General features: G+C 63.7%; 27 protein-coding genes and 1 tRNA gene. 19 read left to right on the forward strand and 9 right to left on the reverse strand.

Annotated features, from left to right (window positions below):
• Window position 1 precedes the first annotated feature (1 nt).
• The 11 genes from CK498_RS08250 (at window position 2) to CK498_RS08300 (ending at window position 9268) form a co-directional block, all read left to right on the forward strand.
• Window positions 2–1000 carry a branched-chain amino acid ABC transporter permease gene (locus tag CK498_RS08250; RefSeq protein ID WP_095620401.1) on the forward strand — a complete coding sequence of 333 codons (999 nt, stop codon included), beginning with the start codon at window positions 2–4 and terminating at the stop codon, window positions 998–1000.
• Window positions 1001–1034: 34 nt separating this feature from the next.
• Window positions 1035–1862, forward strand: a complete 828-nt coding sequence (locus CK498_RS08255) for a phosphoenolpyruvate hydrolase family protein (protein WP_095620402.1) — start codon at window positions 1035–1037, stop codon at window positions 1860–1862.
• Between the two features lie 146 nt (window positions 1863–2008).
• Complete coding sequence (locus CK498_RS08260) at window positions 2009–2443, forward strand: SRPBCC family protein (protein ID WP_095620403.1); 435 nt, start codon at window positions 2009–2011, stop codon at window positions 2441–2443.
• A gap of 9 nt (window positions 2444–2452) precedes the next feature.
• Window positions 2453–3586: a Tm-1-like ATP-binding domain-containing protein gene (locus CK498_RS08265; protein WP_095620404.1), complete on the forward strand. Its 1134-nt coding sequence runs from the start codon at window positions 2453–2455 to the stop codon at window positions 3584–3586.
• Window positions 3583–4416 (forward strand): phosphoenolpyruvate hydrolase family protein, encoded by an 834-nt coding sequence (locus CK498_RS08270; RefSeq protein WP_217987733.1) that lies wholly within the window; start codon window positions 3583–3585, stop codon window positions 4414–4416. Before CK498_RS08265 ends, CK498_RS08270 begins: the two co-directional genes overlap by 4 nt.
• Window positions 4417–4454: 38 nt before the next feature.
• Window positions 4455–5312, forward strand: coding sequence for a branched-chain amino acid ABC transporter permease (locus CK498_RS08275; RefSeq protein WP_095620405.1), 858 nt, complete (start codon window positions 4455–4457; stop codon window positions 5310–5312).
• The gene (locus CK498_RS08280; RefSeq protein ID WP_095620406.1) at window positions 5309–6283 is read left to right on the forward strand and encodes a branched-chain amino acid ABC transporter permease; all 975 of its coding nucleotides are present in this window, start codon (window positions 5309–5311) and stop codon (window positions 6281–6283) included. Before CK498_RS08275 ends, CK498_RS08280 begins: the two co-directional genes overlap by 4 nt.
• The gene (locus CK498_RS08285; protein ID WP_095620407.1) at window positions 6280–7527 is read left to right on the forward strand and encodes an ABC transporter substrate-binding protein; all 1248 of its coding nucleotides are present in this window, start codon (window positions 6280–6282) and stop codon (window positions 7525–7527) included. The genes CK498_RS08280 and CK498_RS08285 overlap by 4 nt, the downstream gene beginning before the upstream one ends.
• A complete protein-coding gene (locus CK498_RS08290; RefSeq protein ID WP_217987734.1) occupies window positions 7520–8284 on the forward strand; it encodes an ABC transporter ATP-binding protein in 765 nt (254 codons plus the stop codon). Before CK498_RS08285 ends, CK498_RS08290 begins: the two co-directional genes overlap by 8 nt.
• Complete coding sequence (locus CK498_RS08295) at window positions 8277–8993, forward strand: ABC transporter ATP-binding protein (protein WP_095620408.1); 717 nt, start codon at window positions 8277–8279, stop codon at window positions 8991–8993. The genes CK498_RS08290 and CK498_RS08295 overlap by 8 nt, the downstream gene beginning before the upstream one ends.
• A gap of 68 nt (window positions 8994–9061) precedes the next feature.
• Window positions 9062–9268 (forward strand): DUF3820 family protein, encoded by a 207-nt coding sequence (locus tag CK498_RS08300; RefSeq protein WP_095620409.1) that lies wholly within the window; start codon window positions 9062–9064, stop codon window positions 9266–9268.
• A gap of 25 nt (window positions 9269–9293) precedes the next feature.
• On the opposite strand, the gene CK498_RS08305 is transcribed toward CK498_RS08300, so the two are convergent.
• Window positions 9294–10100, reverse strand: a complete 807-nt coding sequence (locus CK498_RS08305) for a sulfite exporter TauE/SafE family protein (protein ID WP_095620410.1) — start codon at window positions 10098–10100, stop codon at window positions 9294–9296.
• Between the two features lie 170 nt (window positions 10101–10270).
• Between CK498_RS08305 and CK498_RS08310 the strand changes: the two genes are divergently transcribed.
• From CK498_RS08310 to CK498_RS08330, 5 genes are all read left to right on the forward strand, one after another.
• A complete protein-coding gene (locus CK498_RS08310; RefSeq protein WP_095620411.1) occupies window positions 10271–10999 on the forward strand; it encodes an ABC transporter substrate-binding protein in 729 nt (242 codons plus the stop codon).
• 232 nt (window positions 11000–11231) lie between these two features.
• Complete coding sequence (gene gdhA, locus CK498_RS08315) at window positions 11232–12584, forward strand: NADP-specific glutamate dehydrogenase (protein ID WP_095620412.1); 1353 nt, start codon at window positions 11232–11234, stop codon at window positions 12582–12584.
• A gap of 99 nt (window positions 12585–12683) precedes the next feature.
• Window positions 12684–12992 (forward strand): hypothetical protein, encoded by a 309-nt coding sequence (locus CK498_RS08320; protein WP_095620413.1) that lies wholly within the window; start codon window positions 12684–12686, stop codon window positions 12990–12992.
• A gap of 544 nt (window positions 12993–13536) precedes the next feature.
• Window positions 13537–14505 carry a tripartite tricarboxylate transporter substrate binding protein gene (locus tag CK498_RS08325; RefSeq protein WP_229359011.1) on the forward strand — a complete coding sequence of 323 codons (969 nt, stop codon included), beginning with the start codon at window positions 13537–13539 and terminating at the stop codon, window positions 14503–14505.
• 75 nt (window positions 14506–14580) lie between these two features.
• A complete protein-coding gene (locus tag CK498_RS08330) occupies window positions 14581–16221 on the forward strand; it encodes a thiamine pyrophosphate-dependent enzyme (protein ID WP_095620414.1) in 1641 nt (546 codons plus the stop codon).
• 144 nt (window positions 16222–16365) lie between these two features.
• Here the strand turns inward: CK498_RS08330 and CK498_RS08335 are convergent, their stop codons facing one another.
• The 3 genes from CK498_RS08335 to CK498_RS08345 all read right to left on the reverse strand — a co-directional run bounded on the left by CK498_RS08335 (window position 16366) and on the right by CK498_RS08345 (window position 18608).
• Window positions 16366–17595: a type II toxin-antitoxin system HipA family toxin gene (locus tag CK498_RS08335; RefSeq protein WP_095620415.1), complete on the reverse strand. Its 1230-nt coding sequence runs from the start codon at window positions 17593–17595 to the stop codon at window positions 16366–16368.
• Entirely contained in the window at window positions 17588–18172 is a 585-nt protein-coding gene (locus CK498_RS08340; RefSeq protein ID WP_095620416.1) for a helix-turn-helix domain-containing protein, read from the reverse strand. The genes CK498_RS08335 and CK498_RS08340 overlap by 8 nt, the downstream gene beginning before the upstream one ends.
• A 359-nt stretch (window positions 18173–18531) precedes the next feature.
• A tRNA-Arg gene (locus CK498_RS08345) sits at window positions 18532–18608 on the reverse strand.
• 255 nt (window positions 18609–18863) lie between these two features.
• On the opposite strand from CK498_RS08345, the gene CK498_RS08350 reads away from it, so the two are divergent.
• Window positions 18864–19658 (forward strand): c-type cytochrome, encoded by a 795-nt coding sequence (locus CK498_RS08350; protein WP_229359012.1) that lies wholly within the window; start codon window positions 18864–18866, stop codon window positions 19656–19658.
• Window positions 19659–19751: 93 nt separating this feature from the next.
• Here CK498_RS08350 and rep read toward each other — a convergent pair whose 3' ends face one another.
• The 4 genes from rep to pyrE all read right to left on the reverse strand — a co-directional run bounded on the left by rep (window position 19752) and on the right by pyrE (window position 23633).
• Entirely contained in the window at window positions 19752–21815 is a 2064-nt protein-coding gene (rep, locus tag CK498_RS08355; RefSeq protein WP_095620418.1) for a DNA helicase Rep, read from the reverse strand.
• Window positions 21816–21818: 3 nt separating this feature from the next.
• Entirely contained in the window at window positions 21819–22298 is a 480-nt protein-coding gene (gene trmL / locus CK498_RS08360; RefSeq protein WP_095620419.1) for a tRNA (uridine(34)/cytosine(34)/5-carboxymethylaminomethyluridine(34)-2'-O)-methyltransferase TrmL, read from the reverse strand.
• Window positions 22299–22381: 83 nt separating this feature from the next.
• Entirely contained in the window at window positions 22382–22939 is a 558-nt protein-coding gene (locus tag CK498_RS08365) for a YfaZ family outer membrane protein (protein WP_095620420.1), read from the reverse strand.
• Between the two features lie 40 nt (window positions 22940–22979).
• On the reverse strand, window positions 22980–23633 hold the full coding sequence (gene pyrE / locus CK498_RS08370) for an orotate phosphoribosyltransferase (RefSeq protein ID WP_095620805.1): 654 nt from the start codon (window positions 23631–23633) through the stop codon (window positions 22980–22982).
• Between the two features lie 119 nt (window positions 23634–23752).
• Here pyrE and CK498_RS08375 point away from each other — a divergent pair, with 119 nt between their 5' ends.
• On the forward strand, window positions 23753–24520 hold the full coding sequence (locus tag CK498_RS08375) for an exodeoxyribonuclease III (RefSeq protein ID WP_095620421.1): 768 nt from the start codon (window positions 23753–23755) through the stop codon (window positions 24518–24520).
• A gap of 62 nt (window positions 24521–24582) precedes the next feature.
• Here CK498_RS08375 and rph read toward each other — a convergent pair whose 3' ends face one another.
• Entirely contained in the window at window positions 24583–25305 is a 723-nt protein-coding gene (gene rph / locus CK498_RS08380) for a ribonuclease PH (protein ID WP_095620422.1), read from the reverse strand.
• 165 nt (window positions 25306–25470) lie between these two features.
• On the opposite strand from rph, the gene CK498_RS08385 reads away from it, so the two are divergent.
• Window positions 25471–26334, forward strand: a complete 864-nt coding sequence (locus tag CK498_RS08385; RefSeq protein ID WP_095620423.1) for a YicC/YloC family endoribonuclease — start codon at window positions 25471–25473, stop codon at window positions 26332–26334.
• The last annotated feature ends 253 nt before the right edge of the window (window positions 26335–26587 follow it).

A 26587-nucleotide genomic window follows, 5' to 3' on the forward strand; every position in this document is an offset into this window, starting at 1 on the left:
CATGCAACTGCGCTCTCTGACCTGGCCACTGCTGATCATCGGCCTGTTGGCGCTGCTGGCGGTGCCCTTCTTCCCGCAGCTGGTGTACTCGGTGTTCATCATGAAGACGCTGTGCTTCGTGCTGTTCGCCTGCGCCTTCAACCTGCTGCTGGGGCACACCGGCATCCTCTCCTTCGGCCATGCCGCCTTCTTCGGTAGCGGCGCCTATGTCACCGGCCAGTTGGTCAAGGCCTACGGCGTGCCCACCGAACTGGGAATTCTTGCCGGCGGCCTGGTCGCGGCGCTGCTAGGGGCAGTGATCGGCGCCCTGGCGATTCGCCGCAGCGGCATCTATCTGGCGATGATCACCCTGGCGATATCACAGCTGGTGTTCTTCTTCTTTCTGCAGGCGCCTTTCACCGGCGCCGAGGATGGGCTGCAGCGGATTCCCCGCGGCACCTTCCTCGGCGTGATCGACCTCAACAACGATACCGCCCTCTACTACGTGGTGCTGGGCATCGTTGGCGCCGGCTTGTGGGTCGTGTGGCGCACCGTCAATTCACCCTTCGGCCAGGTAATGCGGGCAATCCGCGAGCACGAGCCGCGGGCCATCTCGCTGGGCTATCCGGTGGCGCGCTACAAGGTGCTGGTGTTCGCCCTCTCCGCGGGCCTCTCCGGCATCGCCGGCTCGCTCAAGGCGATCATCTTCCAGCTGGCAGCACTCTATGACGTGCACTGGCATACCTCCGGCGACGTCATCCTGATGACCCTGCTGGGCGGCATGAACACCGTGTTCGGCCCGGCCGTGGGCGCGGCCATCGTCTCCACCCTCAACCACTACCTGGACCCGTTCGGCGCCTGGGTCACGGTGATCATCGGCGTGGTGTTCATGACCTGCGTACTGATGTTCCGCCAGGGCGTGGTGGGCGAGCTAGGCAAGCTGCTGGCGTCACGTCGACCGCCCACAGCGCCGCCTGACACGACGCCTCACGCCAGCGCCCGTGCCGATAGCCATCACTGAACCTTACTCGAACCACACAACCAAGGAGGCCAGCATGGCCCAACTCGATAGAACCACCCTGATGGCGCGCTTTCGCGACATGGCCGCCCGCGGCCAGCCAATCATCGGCGGCGGCGCCGGCACCGGCATCTCGGCCAAGTGCGAAGAGGCCGGCGGCATCGACCTGATCGTGATCTACAACTCCGGGCGCTACCGCATGGCCGGCCGCGCGTCATCTGCCGGCCTGCTGGCCTACGGCAATGCCAACCAGATCGTCCAGGAGATGGCGCTGGAGGTGTTGCCGGTGGTCAAGCACACCCCGGTGCTGGCCGGCGTCAACGGCACCGATCCCTTCGTGATCATGCCCAAGCTGCTGCGCGAGCTGAAGGATCTGGGTTTCTCGGGGGTGCAGAACTTCCCCACCGTGGGCCTGATCGACGGCACCTTCCGCGTCAGCCTGGAGGAGACCGGGATTACCTACGCCGACGAGGTGGAGATGATCCGCCAGGCCCATGAGATGGACATGCTGACCACGCCTTATGTGTTCTCCGCCGAGGAGGCGGTGGCGATGACCGAGGCCGGCGCCGACATTATCGTCGCGCACATGGGGGTCACGGTGGGCGGCACCATCGGCGCCGCCTCGGCCAAGACCCTCGACGAGTCGGTACGGCTGATCGATGAGTGGGCAGCGGCGGCACGCGCGGTGCGCGACGACGTGCTGGTGCTGTGCCACGGCGGGCCCATCGCCACCCCCGAGGACGCCGCCTATGTGATGCGCGAGAGCCAGCAGTGCCACGGTTTCTACGGCGCCTCGAGCATGGAACGACTGCCCACCGAGATCGCGCTCACCGAGCAGATCCGTCAGTTCAAGGCCATTGCATAAGTAAGCTAAGGCCACTGCTGTTAGCGAGGGACGCTGGCGGCAGGTCGAAAAGGAAGTGTCCGGCCTGCCGGCAGATCAGTCACGAGCGGTGCAACCATGCAGTCGCCCTGAAGATATCGCCATAAACATAAAATAAGGAGCACACCATGACCCGCGTCTATGTCAGTGCCGTCATGCCGATCAGCCTGGAGCAAGCCTGGCGCGTGCTGCGCGACTTCAACGGGCTGCCCGACTACCACCCGTTCTTCGCCAAGAGCTATATCGAGGACGGCAAGCCCGCCGACCAGCTCGGTTGCGTGCGCCACTTCCACGACCACGACGGCAATGCCATCCGCGAGGAGCTGCTGTCGCTCTCCGACCGCGAGCACCTGTGCTGCTACCGTATCCTCGACGCCCCGGCGCTGCCGGTGCGCGGCTATGTCTCGGAGATGCGCCTCAAGCCGATCACCACCAGCGGCCACTGCTTCGGCGAATGGTGGGCGGAGTTCGAGGTCGACGACGCTGACCATGATGACGTGGTGCAGCGCGTTACCGACACCTTCCGGCTGGCCTTCGAAGGCGCGGCGGAAGTCGGCCGCTAGGAGGCGCTTATGCAACCCATCGCCTATCTGATCGGCACCTGCGACACCAAGGCCACCGAACTGCGCTACCTGCGCGAGCGGTTGCAGGCCGCCGGCGTGGACAGCTGCATCGTCGACGTCGGCACCCAGGGTGACGACCAGGGCGTTGCCGACATCAGCGCCGCCGAGGTCGCCGCCTGCCACCCCGAGGGGGCCGCCGCGGTGTTCGTCAACGACCGCGGCCGCGCGGTGGCGGCCATGGCCGAGGCGCTGCGCGAGCTGGATATCGGCGTGCCCAAGCTGCTGGTCTCGACCATCGCCTCCGGCAACGTCGCGCCCTACGTCGGCCCCAGCGACATCGCCATGCTCTACTCGGTCACCGACGTGGCCGGCCTCAACCGCATCTCGCGGCGGGTGCTGGGCAACGCTGCCCACGCCCTGGCCGGCATGCTGCGCGAACGCATTCCGGCGATTGCCGACGACAAGCCGGCCATCGGCCTGAGCATGTTCGGCGTCACCACCGACTGCGTGAACCGGCTCTGCGAGAGCCTCGAGGCCGACTACGACTGCCTGGTGTTCCACGCCACCGGCACCGGCGGGCGCTCGCTGGAGAAACTCGCCAATAGCGGCATGATCGAAGGCCTGCTGGATGTCACCACCACCGAGATCTGCGATCTGTTCATGGGTGGCGTGTTCAGTGCCGGCGATTCGCGACTCGATGTCGTCGCGCGAACCGCGCTGCCTTACGTCGGCTCGGTGGGCGCGCTGGACATGGTCAACTTCGCCGGCCTCGAGTCCGTCCCCGAGCGCTATCGCCAGCGCCTGCTCTACGAGCACAACCCGCAAATCACGCTGATGCGCACCACCGCCGAGGAGAACGCGCGCATGGGGCGCTGGATCGGCGACAAGCTCAACCGCAGCCGCGGACCCGTGCGCTTCCTGCTGCCCGAGGGCGGCGTCTCGGCGCTGGACGCTCCAGGCCAGCCCTTCCACGACCCAGCGGCCGACGCCGCGTTGTTCGAGGCGCTGGAGCAGACCGTCGAGCAGACCCCCGAGCGACAGCTGATTCGCTCGCCCCATCACATCAATGACCCGGCCTTCGCTGCACAGCTGGTCGAGCAGTTCCGCGAGGTCATGGCAACACGTTCAAGGAGCACACATTGAAGAAGTGGAATCGAGAAGCGCTGATGACGCACTTCCAGGCCATGGTGGCACGCGGCGAGCCCATCGTCAGCGGCGGCGCCGGCACCGGCCTGTCGGCCAAGTGCGAGGAAGCCGGTGGCATCGATTTGATCGTGATCTATAACTCCGGCCGCTACCGCATGGCCGGGCGCGGCTCGCTGGCCGGGATCATGCCCTATGGCAATGCCAACGAGATCGTCAAGGAGATGGCCCGCGAGGTGCTGCCGGTGACCCAGAAGACCCCCGTCCTGGCCGGCGTCTGCGGCACCGACCCCTTCGTGTTCATGGAACCCTTTCTGGCCGAGCTCAAGGCGATGGGCTTCGCCGGCGTGCAGAACTTCCCCACCGTGGGCCTGATCGACGGCACCTTCCGCGCCAACCTGGAAGAGACCGGCATGAGCTACGCCCTGGAAGTGGAGATGATTCGCCAGGCCCGCGAGGCCGGGCTACTCACCACGCCCTACGTGTTCAGCGCCGAGGACGCCCATGCCATGACCGAGGCCGGCGCCGACATCATCGTTTGCCATATGGGGCTGACCACCGGCGGCAGCATCGGCGCCGAGACCGCCATGAGCCTGGACGACTGCGTCGACGCCATCAACGACTGGGCGGCGGCGGCCAGGGCCGTGCGTGACGACATTATCGTGCTCTGCCACGGCGGCCCGATTGCCGACCCCGAGGACGCCGAATACGTCCTCGCGCGCTGCCCCGGGTGTCACGGCTTCTACGGCGCCTCGAGCATGGAGCGCCTGCCCACCGAGCGTGCCCTGACCGAGCAGACACGAGCCTTCAAGAACGTTCGCCGGGGCTGATTTTCCATGTGCTTCAACAACCATTGGGAGGTGTGGCAGTGAACACCTTCTACTTCCTGACCCTTAACGGCCTGACCATGGCGGCGCTGCTGTTCATCATGGCCAGCGGCCTGACCCTGGCCTTCGGGCTGATGCGCGTGGTCAACCTGGCCCACGGCGCCTTCTATCTGCTGGGTGGCTATGTCGGTGTCCAGGTGATTCGCGACACCGGTAGCCTGACGCTGGGTCTGCTGGCCGGCGGTGCCATCGCCCTACTGGTCGGCCTGCTGATGGAGCGTTTCCTGCTCCAGCGGGTACGCGGCCTGGACCTCTCCGAGGCGCTGCTGACCATCGCCGTGGGGCTGATCATCGCCGACGCCCTACTGGTGATCTACGGCGGGCAGCCGGTCAGCCTGCCGTTGCCCCGCGAACTGCGCGCACCGGTGGACCTGGGCGTGATGATGTACCCCTACTTCCGGGTGCTGATCATGATCTTTGCCGTGCTGCTGGGCATCGTACTGTGGCTGGTGATGACCTATACCCGCCTCGGCGCCGCCATCCGCGCCGGCGTCGATGATCGCGAAACCGCCATGTCACAGGGCATCAACGTGCCGCTGCTGTTCGGCGGCGTGTTTGCCGTGGCCAGCTTCCTGGCCGGGGTGGCCGGCGTGGTGGGCACCTCCTATATGTCGCTGACCCAGGGGCTCGACGTGCGGGTGCTGATGCTCTCGCTGGTAGTGATCATCATCGGCGGCATGGGCTCGCTCAAGGGGGCCGCGGTCGGCGCGCTGATCACCGGCATGGTGTCGAGCTTCGCCACCGGCTACCTGCCGCAGTTCGCGCTGTTCTTCCTGTTCCTGCCGATGACGCTGATCCTGGTCTTTCGCCCCCAGGGCCTGTTCGGGAGGGCTGCATGAAACGCGAATACCTGCTTATCCTGGTGATTATCGCCGCACTGGTGGCCTGGCCGCTGTTGATGGGCAACTACGCGGTGTCCCAGGCCAACCGGGCGATGATCTACGCCCTGGCGGCGCTGAGCTTCTCACTGCTGGCCGGCCGGCTGGGCTGGTTCTCGCTGTGTCAGACCACCTTTGCCGGCATCAGCGGCTATAGCGTCGCCATTCTCGGCGTGCGCTATGGCCTGCCCTTTCCGCTGGTGGTGCTGCTGGCGCTGCTGTTGACCACCTTCAGCGCGGTGATCTTCGGCCTGCTGACGGTGCGCTCACGCAAGGTCAGCTTCCTGATGCTGACCCTGGCGCTGGGGCAGATGGTCTGGGCGCTGTCGTTCCAGTGGGTCGACGTCACCGGTGGCTACAACGGCATCGCCGGGGTGCGCCTGCCGGTCTATGGCGGTATCGACCTCAACGATACCCGGGTCTTCTATGTGCTGGTCACCACGGTCACGGTGGCGATCTTCCTCGCCATGTGGCGCCTCTACCGCTCGCCCTTCGGACTGCTGCTGCTGGGCATACAGGAGAACGAACAGCGCATGCGCGCGCTCGGCCATCCCGTCGCCCTGGCCCGCTTCAGCGCTTTCGTGCTGGCGGGCGCCATTGCCGGCGTGGCGGGGGTCTTCCTGGTCTATGACATGGGCATCATGTCGCCGTCACCGCTGGGGCTCGGGCACGCCGTATGGGTGCTCACCGCCGCGGTGCTAGGCGGCTATCGCAGCCTGCTGGGCCCGGCGCTTGGGGTGGCCGTGCTGATTACCCTGGAAACCCTGGTCGCTCAGTACACCGACCGCCACATGATGGTGATCGGTGTGGTGCTGCTGCTCTCGATTCTGCTGATGCCGCGTGGGCTGGCAGAGGTATTCGAGCAGCGTTTCACGCGCAAGTCGAAGCCCCAGGCTTGTGTGACAACAACAACCCGAGGAGAAGAGCCATGAAGTACGCCAAGACGCTCATCGTAAGCAGCATATCCGCCCTGGCGGTAGGCGCCACCGCCCACCTGCAGGCCGACGACACCCTACGCATCGGCGTGATCGGACCCACGACCGGGGTGTTCTCCTTCTTCGGCGAGCAGCAGCGCATGGGCGTTGAGCTGGCCCAGGAGGAGCTCGCCGAGCGACTGGAGGCGCTCAATATCGAGGTCGAGTTCTACGACTCCCAGGGCGACGCCGAGACCACCGTCGACCGGCTGCGGGCCATGCAGTCCCGCGACGACGTCGACCTGGTGATCGGGCCGGTGCTCGGCGGTACCGGCCTGGCCGGACTGGAGTGGGCCAAGGGCTCCGGCATGCCGACGGTGATCTCCTACTCGGCCCCCGAAGACATCACCATGCGCGACCGCGCCGAGAACGTGGTGCGCGCCGGCTGGACCGGTGCCCAGCCGATGTTCGCCTTCGGCGAGTACGTTGCCGAGGAGCTGAGCCACCAGCGTATCGTCATGGTCGGGCAGGACTACTCCTTCCCCTACAACCAGCTGGGCGGCTTCCTCAAGGGCTTCTGCGCCGCGGGCGGGGAGTCGGTGGAGCGCATCTGGCACCCCACCGGCACCTCGGACTACAGCTCGATCCTGGCGACCCTGCCGGACGGCGATGCGCTGCTCTACAACGGCGCCGGCAGCGACGGCCTGGCGTTCTTCCAGCAGTACTACGACTTCGGCATCGACGCGCGCATGCCGCTACTCGGCGGCTCCAATTTCTTCGCCGTGGGCGACCTGCCGGAGATGGGCGAGCAGGCCATCGGCGGCCTCTCGGCGCTGCAGTATGCCGAAGGTCTGGAGAGCGACAACTTCCAGGCGTTCCGCGACGCCTTCTGGGCGATGCACGGCGACGAGGTCATGCCGCTGGCACCGGCCGAGCACGGCTATGTGGCCTTCAAGATGGCGGTGAATGCCTTCGAGAGCGCCAACGGCGGCGACCGCGACGCCGTGATTGCCGCACTGCGCGAGACCGAGATGCCGGATGCGCCGCGCGGCCCCTTCCATCTCGACGACTACGGCAACCCGGTGCAGAACATCTACATCAATGAGGTGCAGGAAGTCGACGGCCGCCTGGTCAATGTGCCGATCGAGACCTACGAGAACGTCAGCCAGTTCGGCCCCTTCGAGGCCGAGGAGTACCTCGCCGGCGAGCCCGACAGCCGCGACTTCCCGCCCGGCAACTGCTCGGACCCTTACTATGACTGATCCACAACCTGAGATGAGCCCTGTGCCGGCGCTGGAGGTCGCCGGCCTGGCCAAGTCGTTCGGCTCGCTGATGGTGGCCAGCGACGTCCACCTGCGGGTGGACGCCGGCGAGCGGCGCGGGCTGATCGGCGTCAACGGCGCCGGCAAGACCACGCTGTTCAATATGATTGCCGGCGAGCTCAAGCCCGACCACGGTTCGATCGGTTTCTTCGGCGACGACATCACCCGCGATACGGTCATCCAGCGCACCCTCAAGGGGCTGGGCCGCACCTATCAGGTGTCGACCCTGGTGCCATCGGTCACGGTGCGAGAGAACCTCGCGCTGGCCCGCGGCAATGGCTGGCTGCCGTCGCTGTGGCAGCCCTGGCAGTCGCGCCTCGACGACGACCTGATGGCCACCGCCGAGCAGCTGGGGCTGACGCCGGTACTCGACGAGGCGGTGGCCAACCTCTCCTACGGCACCCTGCGCCAGCTGGAGCTGGCCATGGTGATGGCCCAGCAGCCGCGACTGCTGCTGCTCGACGAGCCCGCCGCCGGGCTCTCCCATGCCGAGCGCCAGGTGCTGCAGGGCATCCTGCGCAACCTGCCCCAGGAGGTGACGCTGCTGATGATCGAACACGATATGGAGATGGTGCTGGCCTTGAGCGACCGCATTTCGGTGCTGCACCAGGGCGAAATGTTCGCCGAGGGCACGCCTGACGAGATTGCCGCCCACCAGGGTGTGCGCGACATCTACCTGGGGCGTGCCGATGGCTGAAACAGTGATAAGTGTCGAACGACTCGAGGCCCACTACGGCCTGGGCCTGGCACTGCAGGACCTCAACTTCCGCGTCGGCAAGGAGTGCGTGGCGATCATGGGCCGCAACGGGGTGGGCAAGACCACCCTGGCGAGGGCGCTGATGGGGCTCGATCCGCCCCAGGCACGCGGCTCGGTGGAACTGCTCGGCCAGCAGGTGCTCGGCTGGCCGCCGCAGCGTATCGCCCATCTGGGGGTCGGCTACGTGCCCCAGGGGCGGCGTCTGTTTCCTTCGCTCAGCGTCGACGAGCACCTACAGCTGAACGCCCGCAAGGGCCCCGCCGGGCAGCAGTGGTCAGCTAGCCGGGTGTTCGAGCTGTTTCCCTCGCTGGGCCGACGGCGCCGCGCCTATGGCGACCAGATCTCCGGCGGTGAGCGCTCGATGCTGGCCATCGGCCGGGCCCTGGTCACCAACCCGGGCTGCCTGATCCTCGACGAGCCGACCGAGGGCCTGGCACCGGCCGTGGTCGAGGACGTGGCGCTGAGCTTGAAGGAGCTGAGCCGCGAGGGGGTGGCGGTGCTGCTGATCGAGCAGAACGTCAAGGCCGCGGTGATGGCGGCCGATCGCGCCTACTTCATGTCGGAGGGCCAGATCGTGCATGAGACCGCCGGCGGCGAGTCGATGTCCGACGAGGCGACGCTGGGGCGCTATCTCGGTGTCTCGGTCTAGGCGGCGATGGCCTTGTGGCGTGAGGCATCGTAGAGTGGCGGCGATTCAACCATCGAGGACCGCCGCCGATGCACCCCGAGGACCTGCAGACCCTGGTCAGGATGAAAATGCCCTACGGCAAGTACGCCGGGCGCCTAATCGCCGATTTGCCTGGCCCCTACCTGGCCTGGTTTGCCCGCGAGGGATTCCCCGCCGGCGAACTCGGTCGGCTACTGCAGCTGATGCACGAGATCGACCATAACGGACTAAGTGAACTGCTCGACCCCCTGCGTTAGGAGGGTGCCTACAAAAGGGCTGCACTCACGCCGTGGAGACCGTGTAGACCATCTGCGCGGCGAGGATCACCAACATCACCGCGAACACCCGCTTGAGGGTCGCCACCGGCAGGCGGTGGGCAAGCCGTGCCCCCATGGGGGCGGTGAGGATGCTCAGCGGCGCCATCAGCAGCAGCGCCGGCAGGTAGACGTAGCCCAGCGCCGCGCTAGGCAGGCCCGCCACCCCCCAGCCGTTGATCAGGTAGCCCATCGCCCCGGCCAGGGCGATGGGTAGCCCCACCGCCGCCGAGGTGCCAATGGCGTGCTGGACCTTGATGTTGCACCAGGTGAGAAACGGTACGGTCAGCGCCCCGCCGCCGATCGCCACCAGCGCCGAGATAGCGCCGATGCCGGCACCCGCCGCGCTGACCCCGAGCGGGCCCGGCAGGCCCCGCGTCGGCTTGGGCTTGAGGTTGACCAGCATCTGCGCCGCCATCAGCAGCATGAAGCAGGCGAAGAAGATCGCCAGCCCGCGGGTGGGGATCAGCGCCGCGACGAAGGTCGCCAGGAAGGTCCCGGCCAGGATGCCTGGGGTGATATAGCGCACCACCTGCCAGCGCACCGCGCCGTGGCGGTGGTGCGAGCGCAGGCTCGACAGCGACGACGGCACGATGGCGGCCATCGAGGTGCCCAGCGCCAGGTGGGCGAGGTGCTCGTGGGGCACGCCCTGCAGCACGAACAGCGAGGTCAGCACCGGCACCATGATGCCGCCGCCGCCGATTCCCAGCAGCCCGGCCATCAGGCCGACGAAACCGCCCAGCGCCATATAGGCCAACCACCAAACGAGATCCAAGGTCTCACTCCTTATCAGGCACTGTCCGGCACCTGCCTGCTCTCAGCCAAAGCTGGCTAGTGTAGAGCAAAAACGCGCCGCGCTGGGACGCACACAATGTCTGGCTTCCCCCGGCGACGCGGATTGCTTACCGTGGGACGCATCGACCACGAGCGACCCACGAGGCTTCCATGCAGATCTCTTCCGCCCTGCGCGACACCCTGGCCCCCACTGGCGTGCTGCGCGCCTCCATCAATCTCGGCAATCCCATCCTGGCCGGCCGCGAGCCCGACAGCGGCGCGCCCTGCGGCGTCTCCGTCGACCTCGCGCGGGCCTTCGCCGAGCGGCTGGGCGTCGAGATCGAGCTGCTGGCCTTCGACTCCGCCGGCCAGTCGGTCGAGACGGTTACCGCCGAGCGCGCCGATATCGGTTTCTTCGCCATTGACCCGCTGCGCGGCGAAGGCATCCACTTCACCGCCCCCTATGTGCTGATCGAGGGCTGCTACCTGGTACACGACGACTCGCCGCTGACCGATAACGAGCAGGTCGATCACGCCGGCAATCGGGTGGTGGTGGGCAAGGGCAGCGCCTACGACCTCTACCTGAGCCGCCAACTCGAGCAGGCCGAGATCGTCCGCGCGCCGACCTCCACCGCGGTGGTGGCGCAGTTCGTCGAGCAGCGGCTCGAGGTTGCCGCCGGGGTCAAGCAGCAGCTGGAGCAGGATAGCCAGCAGCACGACGGGCTGCGCCTGCTGCCGGGGCGTTTCATGGTGATCCAGCAGGCCATGGGCCTGCCCAAGGGTCGCGGTGAGGCCGCCGCCGACTGCCTGCGTGCGTTCGTCGAGGAGATGAAGGCCAGCGGCTTCGTTGAGCAGGCCCTAGCGCGTCACGGCATCCAGGGCGCCAGCGTCGCACCCTGACCCCGGCGCGGCCCCTATCGGCATTCACTGGCGGGCCAATACGCCCGCCGGTACGTTTAACCAGCATTTGTCTTACATTCACCATGCACCACCTTGGTGCTCAAGATGGGGCTTTTTTGCTGAATTTCGCCCCGCGATGAAGACCATTTCCGACATGGGTCATGCAGACGCTGCATAATGGTGCATTGCGTCGCCGTACCGTCAACCATCGTTACTGTTGGGGAAACGTCCAATGCCCTATGTCCACGACACCATTTCACGCCTGCGCCACAGCAGTCCGGCCCAGACCGAGTTCTACCAGGCCGCCGAAGAGGTCCTCGAGTGCCTGCGCCCACTCTTCGAGCGCAGCCCCTACTACCACGACCACAGCATCATCGAGCGCATCGTCGAACCCGAGCGCCAGATCATGTTCCGCGTCTGCTGGACCGATGACGCCGGCAAGGTGCAGGTCAACAAAGGCTACCGGGTGCAGTTCAACTCGGCGCTGGGCCCTTACAAGGGCGGCCTACGTTTCCACCCCAGCGTCACCGCGGGCACCATCAAGTTCCTGGGCTTCGAGCAGATCTTCAAAAATGCCCTGACCGGGTTGCCGATCGGCGGCGGCAAAGGCGGCTCGGACTTCGATCCCAAGGGCAAGTCCGACACCGAGATCATGCGCTTCTGTCAGTCGTTCATGAGCGAGCTCTATCGCCATATCGGCCCGGCTACCGACGTGCCGGCCGGCGATATCGGCGTGGGCGCCCGCGAGATCGGCTATCTGTTCGGCCAGTACAAACGCCTGACCGGCTGCTACGAGGGCGTGCTGACCGGCAAGGGCCTGAGCTGGGGCGGCTCGCTCGGCCGCAAGGAAGCCACCGGCTACGGCGCGGTCTACTTCGCCCAGAGCATGCTCGAGGCCCGCGGCGAGGGCATCGAGGGCAAGACCTGCCTGGTCTCCGGGGCCGGCAACGTGGCCATCTACACCATCGAGAAGCTCTACGAACTGGGCGCCACGCCAATCACCTGCTCCGACTCCCGCGGCATGCTCCACGACCCGCGCGGCATCGACCTGGCGCTGCTCAAGGAGCTCAAGGAGGTCAAACGCGTCTCGCTGGAGGCCTACCTGGCCACGCACCCCGAGGCCCACTACGTGCCGGTGGCAGACTACCCGGCCGACGGCCATGCGGTGTGGCGCATCCCGGCCAATGCCGCCTTCCCCTGCGCCACCCAGAACGAGCTGACCAAGGCCGATGCCGAGACGCTGCTCGGCCATGGCGTCGACTGCATCAGCGAGGGCGCCAACATGCCCGCCACGGCGGATGCCGTCGATCTGTTCCTGGGCGCCGGGGTCGCCTACGGCCCCGGCAAGGCGGCCAACGCCGGCGGCGTGGCCACCAGCCAACTGGAGATGGCCCAGAACAGCAGCATGCAGCAGTGGCCGCTGGAGAAGGTCGACGCCAAGCTCAAGGCGATTATGGCCAGCGTCCACCGCCAGTGCGCCGACACCGCCGAGGAGTTCGGCGAGCCCAGCAACCTGGTGCTGGGCGCCAACATCGCAGGCTTCCGCAGGGTCGCCGACGCCATGATCGAACAGGGGGTCTGCTGAATAGGTAATTCCTACCGCCCGGCAATAGCCGGGCTTTGCCTTACTCAGCTATCATGCAGGCACCCAATAGTCACCCACAGGTTGCCCATGAGCTCAGAGTTGACCGATTTCGAACAGCGCATGCAGCAGGAGATCGAGGACTTCCTCAAGCCTGACACCAAACCGACGACCACCCCGAGCAAGCCCGCCGCGCGTCCCGTCAAGCTCGACAGGCAAGACGCCAAGTCGATGAAGACCGGGCATATCGTCAAGCTGGCGGTACGCACCAAGCAGCTCGAGATGGATACCGCCTTCGAATACCACTCCACCAGCATCTCCAAGCTGGAAGCGCAGATGGACGCCGAGAAGGCCGCCCGCAAGGCCGGCTATCCCATCGTCGGCTACGTGATCGATATTCAGCGGTTGTGAGATTACCTAGTGTCGTCAACGATTTAGGCGTTTAGCGCATCACTTTCAATAGCCGCTGACACCGGTCTACTACGAAGCGAGCCGGCTAGTTGATAGCCGGCTCGCTTCGTTTATATCAGCGCATCTCCCTAATATATACATCTTTCGACAAAACATGGAGAAAGCGCTGGCCTACTCCTCGGCCACCGACGTGCCTACCCGCGCCCACCGTCCCCCCTCCCGCAGCCTGGCACAGCCTCGGCGTGGCGGCGATGGTGCAGAGCAGAGTTCAGCGCTTGACGGCGTCTAGCACCCCCGCTACATTAGAAAAGCGAGCAATATCGATATTTTTATAAAGTAGCGATACAGAGGCGAAATATCAATATCTTAGGGCTTTGTTGGACCACGAGGGGCTATCCAAAGCAGCGAGATGGATCTTCATGATCCAGCTCTGCAATATCAATACCCTCAGTGAGAAGCATCAGCCTCTATAGAAGCGTGCTCGAAATAGCCTATTAATTAATCGATAACCATAACGCATACGATTCTATAAGACGGGTGAAAAATGCAATCTAACAACATGAAAAAAGCTGTATTTATTTGTTCTATCGTAGCTGCCACGATGACATCAGCTGCCTCAGCAAGCGACTATCCAAGTAAGGATATCCGAATGGTCATCCCCTATGGTGCAGGTGGACCTACAGACATCATATTCCGTCAGATTGCCCGTGAGGCGGAGAAGGAGCTCGGTGTATCTGTCGTTCCAGTTAATATGACAGGAGCCGGTGCTACGATAGGGTCCAGGCATGTAATGCAGGCGACACCCGACGGGTATACCATCTTGGGGGGACACGACAATATTGCTTTATCCAAGATAGCGGGCATGGTCGATTACTCTTACGATGCCTTCGACCCAGTAGCGCGTCTTACCCAGACCTTCAATATGCCCACCACCTATCCCGATCACCCTGTCCAAGATGCGAGTGAGATAGCACAATATATCGCGGACAATCCGGGAGAAGTTCGGTTCAGCATGATACCAACGTCAACCGATCATTTTTTCTGGGTGCAGATGTTTGAGGCCATGGATATCGACATGAACGATGTCCGCATGATTGGCTATGCCGATACCTCAGAGCAGATGGCTGCCTTGGCAGCGAAAGAGATCGATTTCACTATCACTAATCCAGCTTGCTGCTCCGCATTTTATGAAGACGGAACAATGCGGGCACTGGGTATAGCCCATAGTGAAAGGCTTGATAGCCTTGGGGAAATTCCAACTTTCCATGAACTAGGTATTGAGATGGAGTCGGCTACCAGCCGCGGTATTTTTGCTCCCAAAGGTACGCCGCAGGAGCATATAGACATTCTTGCTAGCGCATTTGAAAATGCATTAGAAAACGAAGAGCTTCAGCAGCGCTTAATCAATGATCTCGGCTCAGTCCCTCTGTTCCTGGAAGGACAGGCATACCGCGATTTTCTGACCGAGAATGAAGCCACACTTACCCAAGCGGCTGAAAATATCGAGTTCTAATGCCTAGCCTTCACTCAGGCCGAGGACCTCTCGGCCTGAGTTTCTACATTAATAATATTTTTACAGGCTTTACCCATGAGACTATCTGCTGCAGAGGCACTCGTAAATCAGCTGGCATCGTATGAGGTCGATCGTATTTTCTGCGTACCCGGTGAAAGCTATTTGGCTGCATTGGATGCACTGTATGATCATAAGTATATTGAGGTCGTTGCATGCCGACACGAGGGTGGCGCTGGTTTCATGGCCCTTGCAGACGCAAAGCTAACCAACCGTCCTGGGGTGCTCTTTACTAGCCGCGGTCCGGGCGCCATGAACGCTGCTATTTCACTCCATGCGGCTCAACAAGATGGCATTCCGCTCTTGGCTTTTATTGGTCACGTGACCCGCAAGGAGTTGGGGCGAGGCGCGTTCCAAGAGGTGGACTACGGCACGACTTTCGGTGATATTGCCAAGAAAGTGATCGAAATACACGATGGATCAAGGATGTACGACCTTATCGCCCAAGCTTGGCAATTCGCGATCAGTGGTACCCCTGGACCGGTCGTCATTGTCCTGCCCGAGGATATGCTAGAAGACCATATCGACGCTAGCGCCTCTGCGGGCCCACCCAGAGCCTTATGTTCAGGGCCAACGACAGCCGATCTTGAAGCAGTGGCCCAGCGGCTAAGCAAGGCACAGCGCCCTCTCCTAATCGCCGGTAGCCAGATCGGTAGCGCCGATGCTAAAGCTGCGCTATGCCAAATCGCAGAGCAGTGGGGCTTGCCTGTACTCGGTGCATTCAAGCAGCAAGACGTAATGGCCAATGATCACCCACATTGGATAGGCCAGGTGGGTTTTGTGATGAACCCGGTCATGGCCGATGCGCTAAAAGAGACCGACTTGATACTAGCGGTCGGCACCAGACTCGGCGACATTACCACGCAAGGCTTTACCTTCCCGGCCTCTCCCCTGCCTGAGCAGGACGTTATCCACGTCTATCCAGACGCTGAAAAGCTTGGCAGAAATATAGCACCATGGATGGGAATTGTTGCTGATAGTGGTAGCTTTCTTAGCGAATTCGCTCGTCATCCAGTGCCGCCGACAGAATTTTCACGTAGCGCATGGGTCGGCAAGCTGACACAGCGCCACCGCGAACTAACGCGCTTTTCGCCAAAACCTAGCGACCTAGGTGTCGATTTGGGTTGTGTCGTTATCGCGGTCGATGAATATGCACCACCGAATACCTTATTCTGTCTTGATTCGGGTAATTTTGCCACCTGGGTACATCGTTACCTGACCGTCCACAAGGGGCAACACCTACTGGGCAGCGCATCAGGCGCAATGGGCAGTGGGGTGCCATTTGCCGTTTCTGCAGCAATGCGGCATCCCGAGCATACGGTTATCGCCTTTATGGGAGATGGCGGTGCGCTCATGAATGGCAACGAAATCGCCACCGCCGTTCATCATGGCGCCAACATCAAACTGATTATTGCCGACAATGCCGTCTATGGGACGATAAAAGGTTTTCAGGAGAAACTATTTCCCGGTCGTCCTGTTGCCACCTCACTAACCAACCCAGACTTTGTGGCCTGGGCAGAATCGTTCGGAGTAAAAGGCTACTCGATTTCAGAAGATGCAGATGCCGATCACGTCATAGAAGCAGCATTAACCCATGACGGCCCTGTCGTCGTACATGTCAAGCAAAGCGCCGAGCGCCTTAATGCCTTCAGTCCCTAGTCACACACAGAACCACGCAGCAGCTCTGCAACAAGCCCTTTCTTGGTGAGAAACCCATGAAAAAGGGCCTACGGCGGAACCGTAGACCCTCGGAATAGTGGCGCGCCTCGAAGAAGGGGCTTTGCGCTTGATCGTGGTAACCTCTTATTGCGCTATCGGGAGGCGCTTGATATGCGCCTCGATAGCCTCGCGGACTTGCTTTGTCATCGGGAGATTGTACTTCTCGGCCTGCCAGTGCTGGTGGAAGCGTGCAACAGCCTCGTGAGCCGTATCCAGCACTAGCTTTTCGGGAATGGCGGCTTTGGCTGCCAAATGCTCAAGCTCGTCGTTGGTCAGTTCGGCGAAGACGCGAGTCCGGCTGATCTTGAGCCCCATATCATCGTTGGGGATATAGGGGATGGTCGAAACAAGATCGTAGGCCGGAGCGAGCGCGGCGTTTCGCCGATCGGGATAAATGAGCGACCAGTTCTTCATGTGCATATCGCCGTTTCCGGTCAGAATGCAGAACACCAGCCGCCGGATGAACTCGGCAATATCAGTATCATTGGTCTCGGCGGCAAGTACCTGCGCGATATTGCGCAAGGTTGCCGTTTTGTATTTATGCTCGGCATAGACATCGAAGATCTGCGCGAAATCCTCGATATGGACGGCGCTGCCATCAGACAGCCTGTCGAATCGTTCGATAATGAAGGCGCGTTGGCCGATCTTGTCGATTCCTTCGGGCAGACTCTTGATGCTGCCGACATCGACAAGATCAATCGGCGGGACATCTATTCCGATGAGGCGCGCGAGCGTCATCATCGAAAACTCGTTTTCGGGAACGCCTTCGAACTCGCGCGATGGGAGTTTCACGATCCATGAGCCGCCAACGCCGGATGCGGGAATCGTCAGGCCCCCAGTCGGTGCGAGAACCGCCGAGAATTTGAGTTGCACCCCGGCGAGCGAAAACCGCAAGGCGTTCTCGCGACGATCATCTTCAGTGTAACCGGCATCGGAGCCCTGACCGCCAATCGGCGGCCATGCCTCGCCATCGGCGGGTTTGATCGTAACCGCGCCGGGCAGGTCGTGACCAAGCGCCCAAAGTAGATGAAATTCGCGCTCGGGATTTACGCCCGCATTCTCCGCAAGGTATTTGCGCAGATGTCCTTCAGGCAGAAGATTCGAGAAAAACGGCATCACGCGCTTCTGGTAGGCGTGGAAGTCCGTAAGCAGCGTGCCGAATTCGTCCTTGAAGGCCAGCCCCAGGGTCGGCCTGTTAGGGTTGTCGATATAGGCTTCGTTGAAGGCGAAAATCGTCCGGTCCCCGCCGACATTGGTAAGAGTGCCGATAGACTCTCCATAGAACAGGACATCAAGGACAGAGACATCAGCCATCTTGATCCTCCTCCAGCCGATAGGCTGGCCTTGGGGCACGCGGCGTCTCTTGGGACGCGGCGCGATAAGCAAGCTGGTTGCGCAAGGAACGGATGTTTTCGACAGCCCGATTGATGGCCTCATTGCTGCCCGACGACTCGATAGACTCGAGGGTACGCCTGACCTTTTGCAGAATGTCGGGGTCAATCTGGCTCTGGATTTGGGTGATCTCGCGGATGCGGCGCTGGAGGTTGTCGAAGCTCGCGCCAGAGGCATGGGATGCGAGTGCATCGACCGTCTCGCGAATGCGGTCGAGTTCCCGCTGTGTTGCCGCGTTGACGACCGGCGCGCTGGCGACGCTGCGGGTGATTGACTGGACAGCCGGAAGCGCCTTGCGGGGAACGAGCATCAACTCCAGGTCCAGCGCGTGGGCGATGCTAGAAAGGCTTGAGACGCGCAAGTCAACGGCATCATTTTCTATCTTCGAGATGTGCGACTGCGGCACACCAGCAAGCGCGCTCAGTTCCCGCTGGCTGAGCCCTTTGGCTTGTCGTGCGGCCTTGAGTCGTGCGGCCATTTGTTCCGTTCCATAGCTCATTTGATCTGCTTTTCTATATCACATGGCAGCTTTGATCTATTAAACCAGATCACCTTATGCGTGAAGCTCAAGAACCATTGATCTGCTATGATATATCATGGAGAAATTTTGATCTACTATAATAGATCACATATTGTCTGTAGCTACTGGCCTCAAGGTCAGCCGCAATATCCTGACAACACTCGAAATATCAAGCGCACCATGAGTTATACAGCCAAGCCGCCCGCGTCATAGCGCGGGCAGCGTATGAGGCTTGGTCAGACCGGGGCTGCCGAGTCCCAGGTGCGCTATTTTGGAACCGAGAAACGAAAAACGGCCACCGCGATGATTCGCTAAGTGGCCGTTTTTGCTGATGTTATTGGCGCGCCCAGAAGGATTCGAACCTTCGACCCCTGCCTTCGGAGGGCAGTACTCTATCCAGCTGAGCTATGGGCGCGCGGCTGCAGCGGGCTGCAGTGCGTTGAAGCGGGCACAATGCTAACCGCCTGCCTGGCGAGTGTCCAGCGTCACCGAGGCCACAGCGCGAGGGCCTTCGCCAAATGGCCTGCAATGGGGCATTTTCCTGGCAAACCTCTTGCCGGTATACTGTGGCCATTCTTCGTGCCTGGCGCGGCTACTTGGTGGCATGGCGGCGCCCCACACAATAATGCATCGAGCAGTTCTCGATACCGGACCGGAAGAGGTGGTGAGAGTGAATTCCAGCAAGTTGATCATCGGGTGCCTGACCACCCTGGGCCTGGCCGTGGCGGCCGCCTCCCAAGCACACGCCGAGGCCGATCGTGATGCCATTGCCGAGCGCCTCCGGCCGGTGGGCCAGGTGTGCCTGCAGGGCCAGGACTGCGGCACTGCTGCAGCCGCAGAAAGCGGCGACGCTGCCGCGGAGAGCGGTAACGGGATCGACGGTGAAACCATCTACGGTCGTGTTTGCGCCGCCTGCCACGACAGCGGTGCTGCCGGCGCGCCGATGATGGGCGACGCCGACGCCTGGGCCGATCGCATCGACCAGGGCATCGAGACCCTCTACGACCACGCCATCAACGGCATCGGTGCCATGCCACCCAAGGGCGGTAACCCCAACCTCTCCGATGAAGAGGTGATGGCGTCTACCAACTACCTGGTCGAATCCGTCTACGACGGCGACCTGCCTGAGATTGGCGGCGATGACGAGGCCGAAATGGCCGACGCTGCCAATGGCGAGGAAGAGGCCGTCGTCGAAGAAGACGTGGCCGCTACCGAAGAAGAGAATGGCCTGGACGGCGAGGCGCTCTACGCCAGCGGCGGCTGTGCGGCCTGCCACGCCAGCGGTGCCGCCGGCGCGCCGATCCTGGGTGAGGACTGGGGCGAGCGTCTCGACCAGGACATGGAGACCCTCTACGACCACGCCATCAACGGCATCGGCGCGATGCCGCCCAAGGGTGGCAACACCAGCCTCTCCGATGAAGAGGTCGGAGCCATCGTCGACTTTATGGTCGCCGAGTCCGAATAAGAGGCCTGAGTGGTTGACGGTCATTGCTTGGAAGGGCGCCATTCGGCGCCCTTCCTGTGTCTGGGCGGTTCCTGCCGGCGGGTGAAGACTTTGCTAGTTGAGTAGCGAGCGGATACCCGCTAGCGCATCCTTGCCCCGCGCCTGCTTCTTATCCGGGTCTTCCTTGTCGGCGCGCCCCTCCCAGGCCAGGTCCGCCTCGGGCAGTTCGTCGAGGAAACGGCTCTGGGTGCAGTCCATCAGCTCACCGTAGCTCTTGCGCTGGCGGGCCAGGGTCAGGGTCAGGGTGCGTCGCGCGCGGGTAATGCCGACGTAGGCCAGGCGGCGCTCCTCCTCCACCGTGCCCGCCTCGATGGCGTTGCGGTGCGGCAGCAGTTCCTCCTCCCAGCCCATCAGGTAGACGTGGGGAAACTCGAGGCCCTTGGAGGCGTGCATGGTCAACAGCTGGACGCGGTCGGAGTCGTCCTCCTCGGCCTGCTGCTCGAGGATGTCGCGCAGCACCAGCCGCGAGATGGCGGCCTCGACGCTGTCGGTTTCGGTGTCTTCGCTGGCGATGCTCTCGTCTCCCGTCTCATCAGGCGCACGCTGCATCGACTTCTCGAGCTGGTCGATCAGGATCCACACGTTGGCCATGCGCCGCTCGGCGATGGTCGGCGCGCTGGCGTTCTGGTAGAGCCAGGCTTCGTAGTCCATCTCGCGCAGCATGTCACGGATGGCATGGATCGCGTCGCCGCCGTCCATGCGCCGTCGCACGCCGTCGATGAAGTGGGTGAAGCGCCCCAGGCGCTCCACGGCGCGGGTCGGCAATAGCTGCTCGAGGCCCAGTTCGTGGCAGGCGGCGAACAGCGAGCTGCCGCGCTCGGTGGCGTAGTTGGCGAGCTTCTCCAGGGTCCCGGGGCCGATCTCGCGGCGTGGCACGTTGACGATGCGCAGGAAGGCGTTGTCGTCGGCGGGATTGATCAGCAGCCGCAGGTAGGCCATGGCGTCCTTGATCTCGTTGCGCGAGAAGAACGAGGTGCCGCCGGAGAGCTTGTAGGGAATCTGGTAGTGCTGCAGCTTGAGCTCCAGCAGGCGGGCCTGGAAGTTGCCGCGGTAGAGCACCGCGAAGTCGCGCCACTCGGCACGCTCCTTGATGCGCCGGGTGAGGATCTCGCTGGCCACCCGCTCGGCCTCGGCCTCCTCGTGGCGGTTGACCACCACGCGGATTGCCTCGCCGTCGCCCATGTCCGACCACAGCGTCTTGTCATAGACGTGGGGGTTGTTGGCGATCAGGGTATTGGCGGCGCGCAGGATGGTGCCGGTGGAGCGGTAGTTCTGCTCCAGCTTGATCACCTTGAGGCGCGGAAAGTCCTCGCCCAGGGTCACCAGATTCTCCGGCCGCGCGCCGCGCCAGGCGTAGATCGACTGGTCGTCGTCGCCAACCACGGTGAAGGTTTTACGCTCGTCCATCAGCAGCTTGACCAGCAGGTACTGCGAGACGTTGGTGTCCTGGTACTCGTCGACCAGCATGTAGTGGATCTTGCGCCGCCAGCGCGCCAGCGCCTCGGGGTCGTCGCGCAGCAGCACCACCGGCAGCAAGATCAGGTCGTCGAAGTCCACCGCGTTGTAAGCCTTTAGGTGGCGGCCGTAGGCCTCGTAGACCCGTGCCGCGAAGTGCTGGTCGTCGTCGGCGGCGTGGGACAGCGCCTCGCCGGGCAGCACCAGGTCGTTCTTCCACTGTGAGATCTGCCCCTGCACGGCGTTGATCTGCTCGGCGTCGACCTGGGCGTCCTTGTTCATCAGGTCGCGCAGCAGCGCCTTGGCGTCTTCGGGGTCGAACAGTGAGAAGCCCGGCTTGTAGCCCAGCGCCTTGAGCTCGCCGCGGATGATGTTGAGCCCCAGGGTGTGGAAGGTCGAGACGGTCAGGCCGTGGCCCTCCTTGCCCTTGAGCATCTGCCCGACGCGCTCCTTCATCTCGCGGGCGGCCTTGTTGGTGAAGGTCACCGCGGCGATGCGCCGGGCGCTCATGCCGCACTCCTGCACCAGGTAGGCGATTTTGGTGGTGATCACGCTGGTCTTGCCCGAGCCGGCCCCGGCCAATACCAGGCAAGGCCCGTCGATATAGCGCACGGCGTCCTGCTGGCGGGGATTGAGCTTGGCCAGGCGCTGCTGGATCGACATCGCTTACTCCTTGGTGGGCTCGCTGGCACCGGCGAACCCCAGCTGCCGCCAGGCCTCGTAGACGATGATGGCGCAGGCATTGGAGAGGTTCAGGCTGCGGCTATCGGCTAGCATGGGAATACGCAGGCGCTGCTCGGGTGGCAGGGCATCGAGCAGCGCCTGGGGCAGGCCGCGGGTCTCGGGGCCGAACACCAGCGCATCGCCGCGGCGATAGCTCGGCTCATGGTAGCCGCTGCGGCCGCGGGTCGATACGGCGAATACCCGCTCGGGTGCCACCGCCTCGACAAAGGCTGGCCAGTTGCGGTGCACACGGACGGCCGCCCACTCGTGGTAGTCGAGCCCGGCACGCCGCAGGCGCTTGTCGTCGAGCACGAAGCCGAGCGGCTCGATGAGATGCAGCCGAAAACCGGTATTGGCGCACAGCCGGATCAGGTTGCCGGTATTGGGCGGGATCTCGGGTTGGTACAGCACCACGTCGAGCATGCGCTATCCGCGTGTCGGGCCCCAACGCACTCGGGCCCGGCTCGGCAAGGCCGAGGGGCCCGATATAGCACGCGGGCGGTGGATCAGAAGGTCAGTCGCACCCCGGCATGGGCGCCGCTGTCCAGTGTCTGGTTGCCCGGCGAGGTGTCGAAATCGGCGCGCAGGCGGCGATAGCCGACATAGCCGTCGACGTTGCGGGTGAAGGCGTAGCGCGCCCGCACGCCGACTTCGAGGCTGTCGTCGAGGTCGCTGGTGGTCACCACGCTGGGGGTGTAGAAGGCATAGCCGCCCAGCGACACCGCCGGTGCCTGGGGCAGATAGGCGTAGCCGTAGCCGCCCAGGCCGAGCCCGCCGCCGTTACCGTAGTCGGTGTCATACTGACTCCAGCGCGCGCCGATGCCGATGTCCAGGTCGCTGTTGCGATCCACGCCGAGCAGCTGGATATGCCCCTGGGTGGCATCGTCGCGGTAGTCGCTGTGCAGGATGCCGCCCCCCAGGGCGATGCCCGGCGCGATTTCGCCGGCGGCGTCGAACTGCACGGCATCGCCGCTCAGGTTGAGGTCGAGGCTGCTGGCCGCAGAGGCGGCGCTGGCAGCCAGCAGCAGCGTGCTGCCGGCCAGGACGAGGAAGGTACGTTGCATGGCATGTCTCTCACGTACAGGACTGATGGAAAAACGCGGGTCAATGACCCACGCCGTAGCGGGCGCGATAGGCGCGAATCGCCTCGGCGTGAGGCCGCATCGACTCGCCGGCATGCTGCTCGAGGTACTCGAGCACCATATCCAGGGTGACGATGCTGACCACCGGCATGGCATAGCGCTGCTCGACTTCCTGGATGGCACTCAGCTCGCCGGCACCGCGCTCCTGGCGGTCGAGGGCGATCACCACGCCCGCCGCCTCGGCACCGGCAGCATCGATCAGCGCCATCACTTCGCGAATCGCGGTGCCGGCGGTGATCACGTCGTCGATGATCAGGATACGCCCGGCAAGCTCGGCGCCGACGATATTGCCGCCCTCGCCGTGGTCCTTGGCTTCCTTGCGGTTGAAGGCGAACGGCAGGTCGCGTCCGTGATGCTCGGCCAGCGCCACGGCGGTGGTCGCGGCCAGCGGAATGCCCTTGTAGGCGGGCCCGAACAACACGTCGGCGTCGATGCCGCTGGCCTCGATGGCCTGGGCGTAGCAGCGGCCCAGCCGCGCCAGAGCGGCGCCGCTCTTGAACAGCCCGGCATTGAAGAAGTAGGGACTGACGCGCCCCGACTTGAGGGTGAACTCACCGAAGCGCAGCACGCCCTGATCGATGGCGAATTCGATGAATTCGCGCTGGTACGGCTGCATTTCGCCAGCATTGCCTTGCTGCGCCACAGGACCCCCTATCATGTTTATCAACTAAGGCCATTTACCTAAACGTCGAAACGTCGGGTATCATACACGCGCGACGGAAAAGGGACCACGTAATGAAAATCGCCAGCATCAATGTCAATGGCATCCGCGAAGCGGTCGGTCGAGGCTTTCTCGACTGGCTGGCCAACCAGGATGCCGATGTCGTCTGCGTACAGAACCTCAAGGCCAAGAGCTTCGAACTCGACGACAGTATTCTCTACCCCGAAGGCTACGAGGGCTACTTCCTCGACGCCGAACAGGACGGCTTCTCCGGGGTCGGCCTCTACTGCCGCAAGATACCCAAGGCCATCATGTACGGCCTGGGCTTCGAGCAGTGCGACCACGAAGGGCGCTTCCTGCAGGCCGACTACGACCGCTTCAGCATCGCCAGCTTCCTGATGCCCGACGGCAGCGACCCGCAGGCCAAGGAAACGTTCATGGCGCAGTACCAGGAGTACCTCGGCAAGATGGCGCGCAAGCGTCGCGAGTACATCATCTGCGGCACCTGGCACGTCGCCCACAAGACCATCGACCTGGAGAACTGGGCCGACAACCAGACCACGCCGGGCTTCAAGCCCGAAGAGCGTGCCTGGATGGATCAGGTACTCGGCCCGACCGGCTTCATCGACACCTTCCGCGAGATCAATCGCGACGCCGGCGAGTACACCTGGTGGCCGGCGCTGGATCAGGACCAGCCGCGCTCGCGGCAGGAAGGCTGGCGCCTCGACTACCAGATGGTCGGCCCCAACTTCCGCCGCCATGTGGTCGACGCCTGGATCGACTATGATGCGACCTTCTCGGAGTTCGCACCGCTGATCGTCGAGTACGATCTCAGTCTCTAGGCCCCGTCCTCCGTCCCCATGACGCCGGCCCCAGAGCCGGCGTCATGCGTTGCGCCTCGCGGCTACTGGCGGATGCCCAGCGCCTCGCGCTGGTGGCTGAAGAGGTCGGCCCCGGTGGCCTCGGCCAGGTCGAGCAGTGCGTTGAGTTCAGCCCGCGAGAAGGCACCGGCCTCGGCGGTACCCTGCACCTCGATCAACCCGCCCGACTCGGTCATCACCACGTTCATGTCGGTATCGGCGCCACTATCCTCGGGGTAGTCGAGGTCGACCACCGGGGTGCCCTTGAAGATGCCCACCGACACCGAGCTGACCAGCTGCACGAAGGGGTCCTGCTTGATCAGCTTCTTGCGCTGCATGTAGCGGATGGCATCGACCAGCGCCACGCAGGCACCGGTGATCGAGGCGGTGCGGGTACCGCCGTCGGCCTGGATCACGTCGCAGTCGACGGTGATGGTGAATTCACCCAGCTTCTTGAGGTTGACCGCGGCGCGCAGCGAGCGGCCGATCAGGCGCTGAATCTCCAGGGTACGCCCGCCCTGCTTGCCGCGCGAGGCCTCGCGACCGCTGCGGGTATGGGTGGCCCGCGGCAGCATGCCGTACTCGGCGGTCACCCAGCCCTGGCCCTTGCCGCGCAGCCAGCGCGGCACCCCGGCCTCGACGCTGGCATTGCATAGTACCTGGGTGTCGCCGAACTCCACCAGCACCGAGCCTTCGGCGTGGCGGGTGTAGTCGCGGGTCAGGCGGATCTCGCGGGCCTGGTCGGGCTGTCGTCCACTGGGGCGCATAGGTCTCTCAACTCTCGGGCTTGCAATCGGAATGAAGAACGGACGGCCGGACCGACGAGATGGCTGGCGGCCGCCGCAGTGGCGCCATTCTACACGTTCGCGGCGACGAATCGGGTACACTGGCGCCATCGCTTCCCGCCGCTATCGACAGCTCAGGAGATTCGCATGGTGCACAGCATGACCGCCTTCACCCGCCAGCGCCACGAGGCCGAGTGGGGCAGCCTGCAGCTCGAACTGCGCTCGGTGAACCAGCGCTATCTCGACCTGCACTTCCGTCTGCCCGACAGTCTGCGCGACCTCGAGCCGCTGTGGCGCGACGCGCTGCGCCACCGCCTGGCGCGCGGCAAGGTCGAGTGCACCCTGCGCTTCGAGCCACTGGCCGGCAGCGACGGCCTGAGCCTCGACCGCACACGCCTCAAGGCCCTCGCCCAGGCGCTGGTCGAGGTGCGCAGCGAGCTGCCCGGCGTCGCCATGCCCGACGCCCTCGGCATGCTCCAGCACCCCGGCGTACTGGCCGCCGACAGCGTCGACCACGAGGCCATCCAGGCCGCCGCCCAGGCGCTGTTCAAGACCGCCCTGGACGACCTGGTGGCCGGCCGCGCCCGCGAAGGCGAGCAGCTCGCCGAGCTGATCCGCGCCCGGCTGACCGGCATCCGCGAGCAGGTCGCCGAGGTGCGCCGCCTGCTCCCCGACATCCTCGCCCGCCAGCGCCAGCAGCTGCTCGAGCGGCTCGAGGTGGTCAAGGCCGAGCTCGACCCCCAGCGCCTCGAGGCCGAGCTGGCGCTGATGGCGCAGAAGGCCGACGTCGACGAAGAGCTCGACCGCCTCGATACCCATGTCAGCGAGGTCGAGCGCCAGCTCACCCAGCAGGGCCCCGTGGGGCGCCGCCTGGATTTCCTGATGCAGGAGCTCAACCGCGAGGCCAACACCCTCTCCTCCAAGTCAGTCGTCGCCGAGACTACCCGCTGCGCGGTGGAGCTCAAGGTGTTGATCGAGCAGATGAGGGAGCAGATCCAGAATATCGAGTAGCGTCCACACCTCTCCACCAAAATACACAACTCATTATTTTTAAAGGAAATTACTGGAGAGGTTGTCTACAGCAATCTACGGAAGTCTAGCTTAAGCTATCGCCAATTGGGGAGTACAATGGGGAGTATCCCAGGTTACTCCCCACCAAAAAGGCGAAAATTCTCTATGGGTACTCCCCACCTCAAACACTCCTACCCAGGCATGGCCCTCCTTCCAGTGACGGCCCACCCCAGCAAGCCAGGCACGAAGGCCT

This window comes from Halomonas salipaludis (genome assembly GCF_002286975.1).
In the GTDB taxonomy this organism is placed as follows: domain Bacteria; phylum Pseudomonadota; class Gammaproteobacteria; order Pseudomonadales; family Halomonadaceae; genus Franzmannia; species Franzmannia salipaludis.

Coding starts and splice junctions, on each gene's coding strand:
- CK498_RS08250 (WP_095620401.1), top strand. CDS start 2: ATGCAACTGCGCTCTCTGACCTGGCCACTGCTGATCATCGGCCTGTTG.
- CK498_RS08255 (WP_095620402.1), top strand. CDS start 1,035: ATGGCCCAACTCGATAGAACCACCCTGATGGCGCGCTTTCGCGACATG.
- CK498_RS08260 (WP_095620403.1), top strand. CDS start 2,009: ATGACCCGCGTCTATGTCAGTGCCGTCATGCCGATCAGCCTGGAGCAA.
- CK498_RS08265 (WP_095620404.1), top strand. CDS start 2,453: ATGCAACCCATCGCCTATCTGATCGGCACCTGCGACACCAAGGCCACC.
- CK498_RS08280 (WP_095620406.1), top strand. CDS start 5,309: ATGAAACGCGAATACCTGCTTATCCTGGTGATTATCGCCGCACTGGTG.
- CK498_RS08285 (WP_095620407.1), top strand. CDS start 6,280: ATGAAGTACGCCAAGACGCTCATCGTAAGCAGCATATCCGCCCTGGCG.
- CK498_RS08290 (WP_217987734.1), top strand. CDS start 7,520: ATGACTGATCCACAACCTGAGATGAGCCCTGTGCCGGCGCTGGAGGTC.
- CK498_RS08295 (WP_095620408.1), top strand. CDS start 8,277: ATGGCTGAAACAGTGATAAGTGTCGAACGACTCGAGGCCCACTACGGC.
- CK498_RS08300 (WP_095620409.1), top strand. CDS start 9,062: ATGCACCCCGAGGACCTGCAGACCCTGGTCAGGATGAAAATGCCCTAC.
- CK498_RS08310 (WP_095620411.1), top strand. CDS start 10,271: ATGCAGATCTCTTCCGCCCTGCGCGACACCCTGGCCCCCACTGGCGTG.
- gdhA (WP_095620412.1), top strand. CDS start 11,232: ATGCCCTATGTCCACGACACCATTTCACGCCTGCGCCACAGCAGTCCG.
- CK498_RS08325 (WP_229359011.1), top strand. CDS start 13,537: ATGCAATCTAACAACATGAAAAAAGCTGTATTTATTTGTTCTATCGTA.
- CK498_RS08330 (WP_095620414.1), top strand. CDS start 14,581: ATGAGACTATCTGCTGCAGAGGCACTCGTAAATCAGCTGGCATCGTAT.
- CK498_RS08335 (WP_095620415.1), bottom strand. CDS start 17,595: ATGGCTGATGTCTCTGTCCTTGATGTCCTGTTCTATGGAGAGTCTATC.
- CK498_RS08340 (WP_095620416.1), bottom strand. CDS start 18,172: ATGAGCTATGGAACGGAACAAATGGCCGCACGACTCAAGGCCGCACGA.
- rep (WP_095620418.1), bottom strand. CDS start 21,815: ATGTCGATCCAGCAGCGCCTGGCCAAGCTCAATCCCCGCCAGCAGGAC.
- trmL (WP_095620419.1), bottom strand. CDS start 22,298: ATGCTCGACGTGGTGCTGTACCAACCCGAGATCCCGCCCAATACCGGC.
- CK498_RS08365 (WP_095620420.1), bottom strand. CDS start 22,939: ATGCAACGTACCTTCCTCGTCCTGGCCGGCAGCACGCTGCTGCTGGCT.
- pyrE (WP_095620805.1), bottom strand. CDS start 23,633: ATGCAGCCGTACCAGCGCGAATTCATCGAATTCGCCATCGATCAGGGC.
- CK498_RS08375 (WP_095620421.1), top strand. CDS start 23,753: ATGAAAATCGCCAGCATCAATGTCAATGGCATCCGCGAAGCGGTCGGT.
- rph (WP_095620422.1), bottom strand. CDS start 25,305: ATGCGCCCCAGTGGACGACAGCCCGACCAGGCCCGCGAGATCCGCCTG.
- CK498_RS08385 (WP_095620423.1), top strand. CDS start 25,471: ATGGTGCACAGCATGACCGCCTTCACCCGCCAGCGCCACGAGGCCGAG.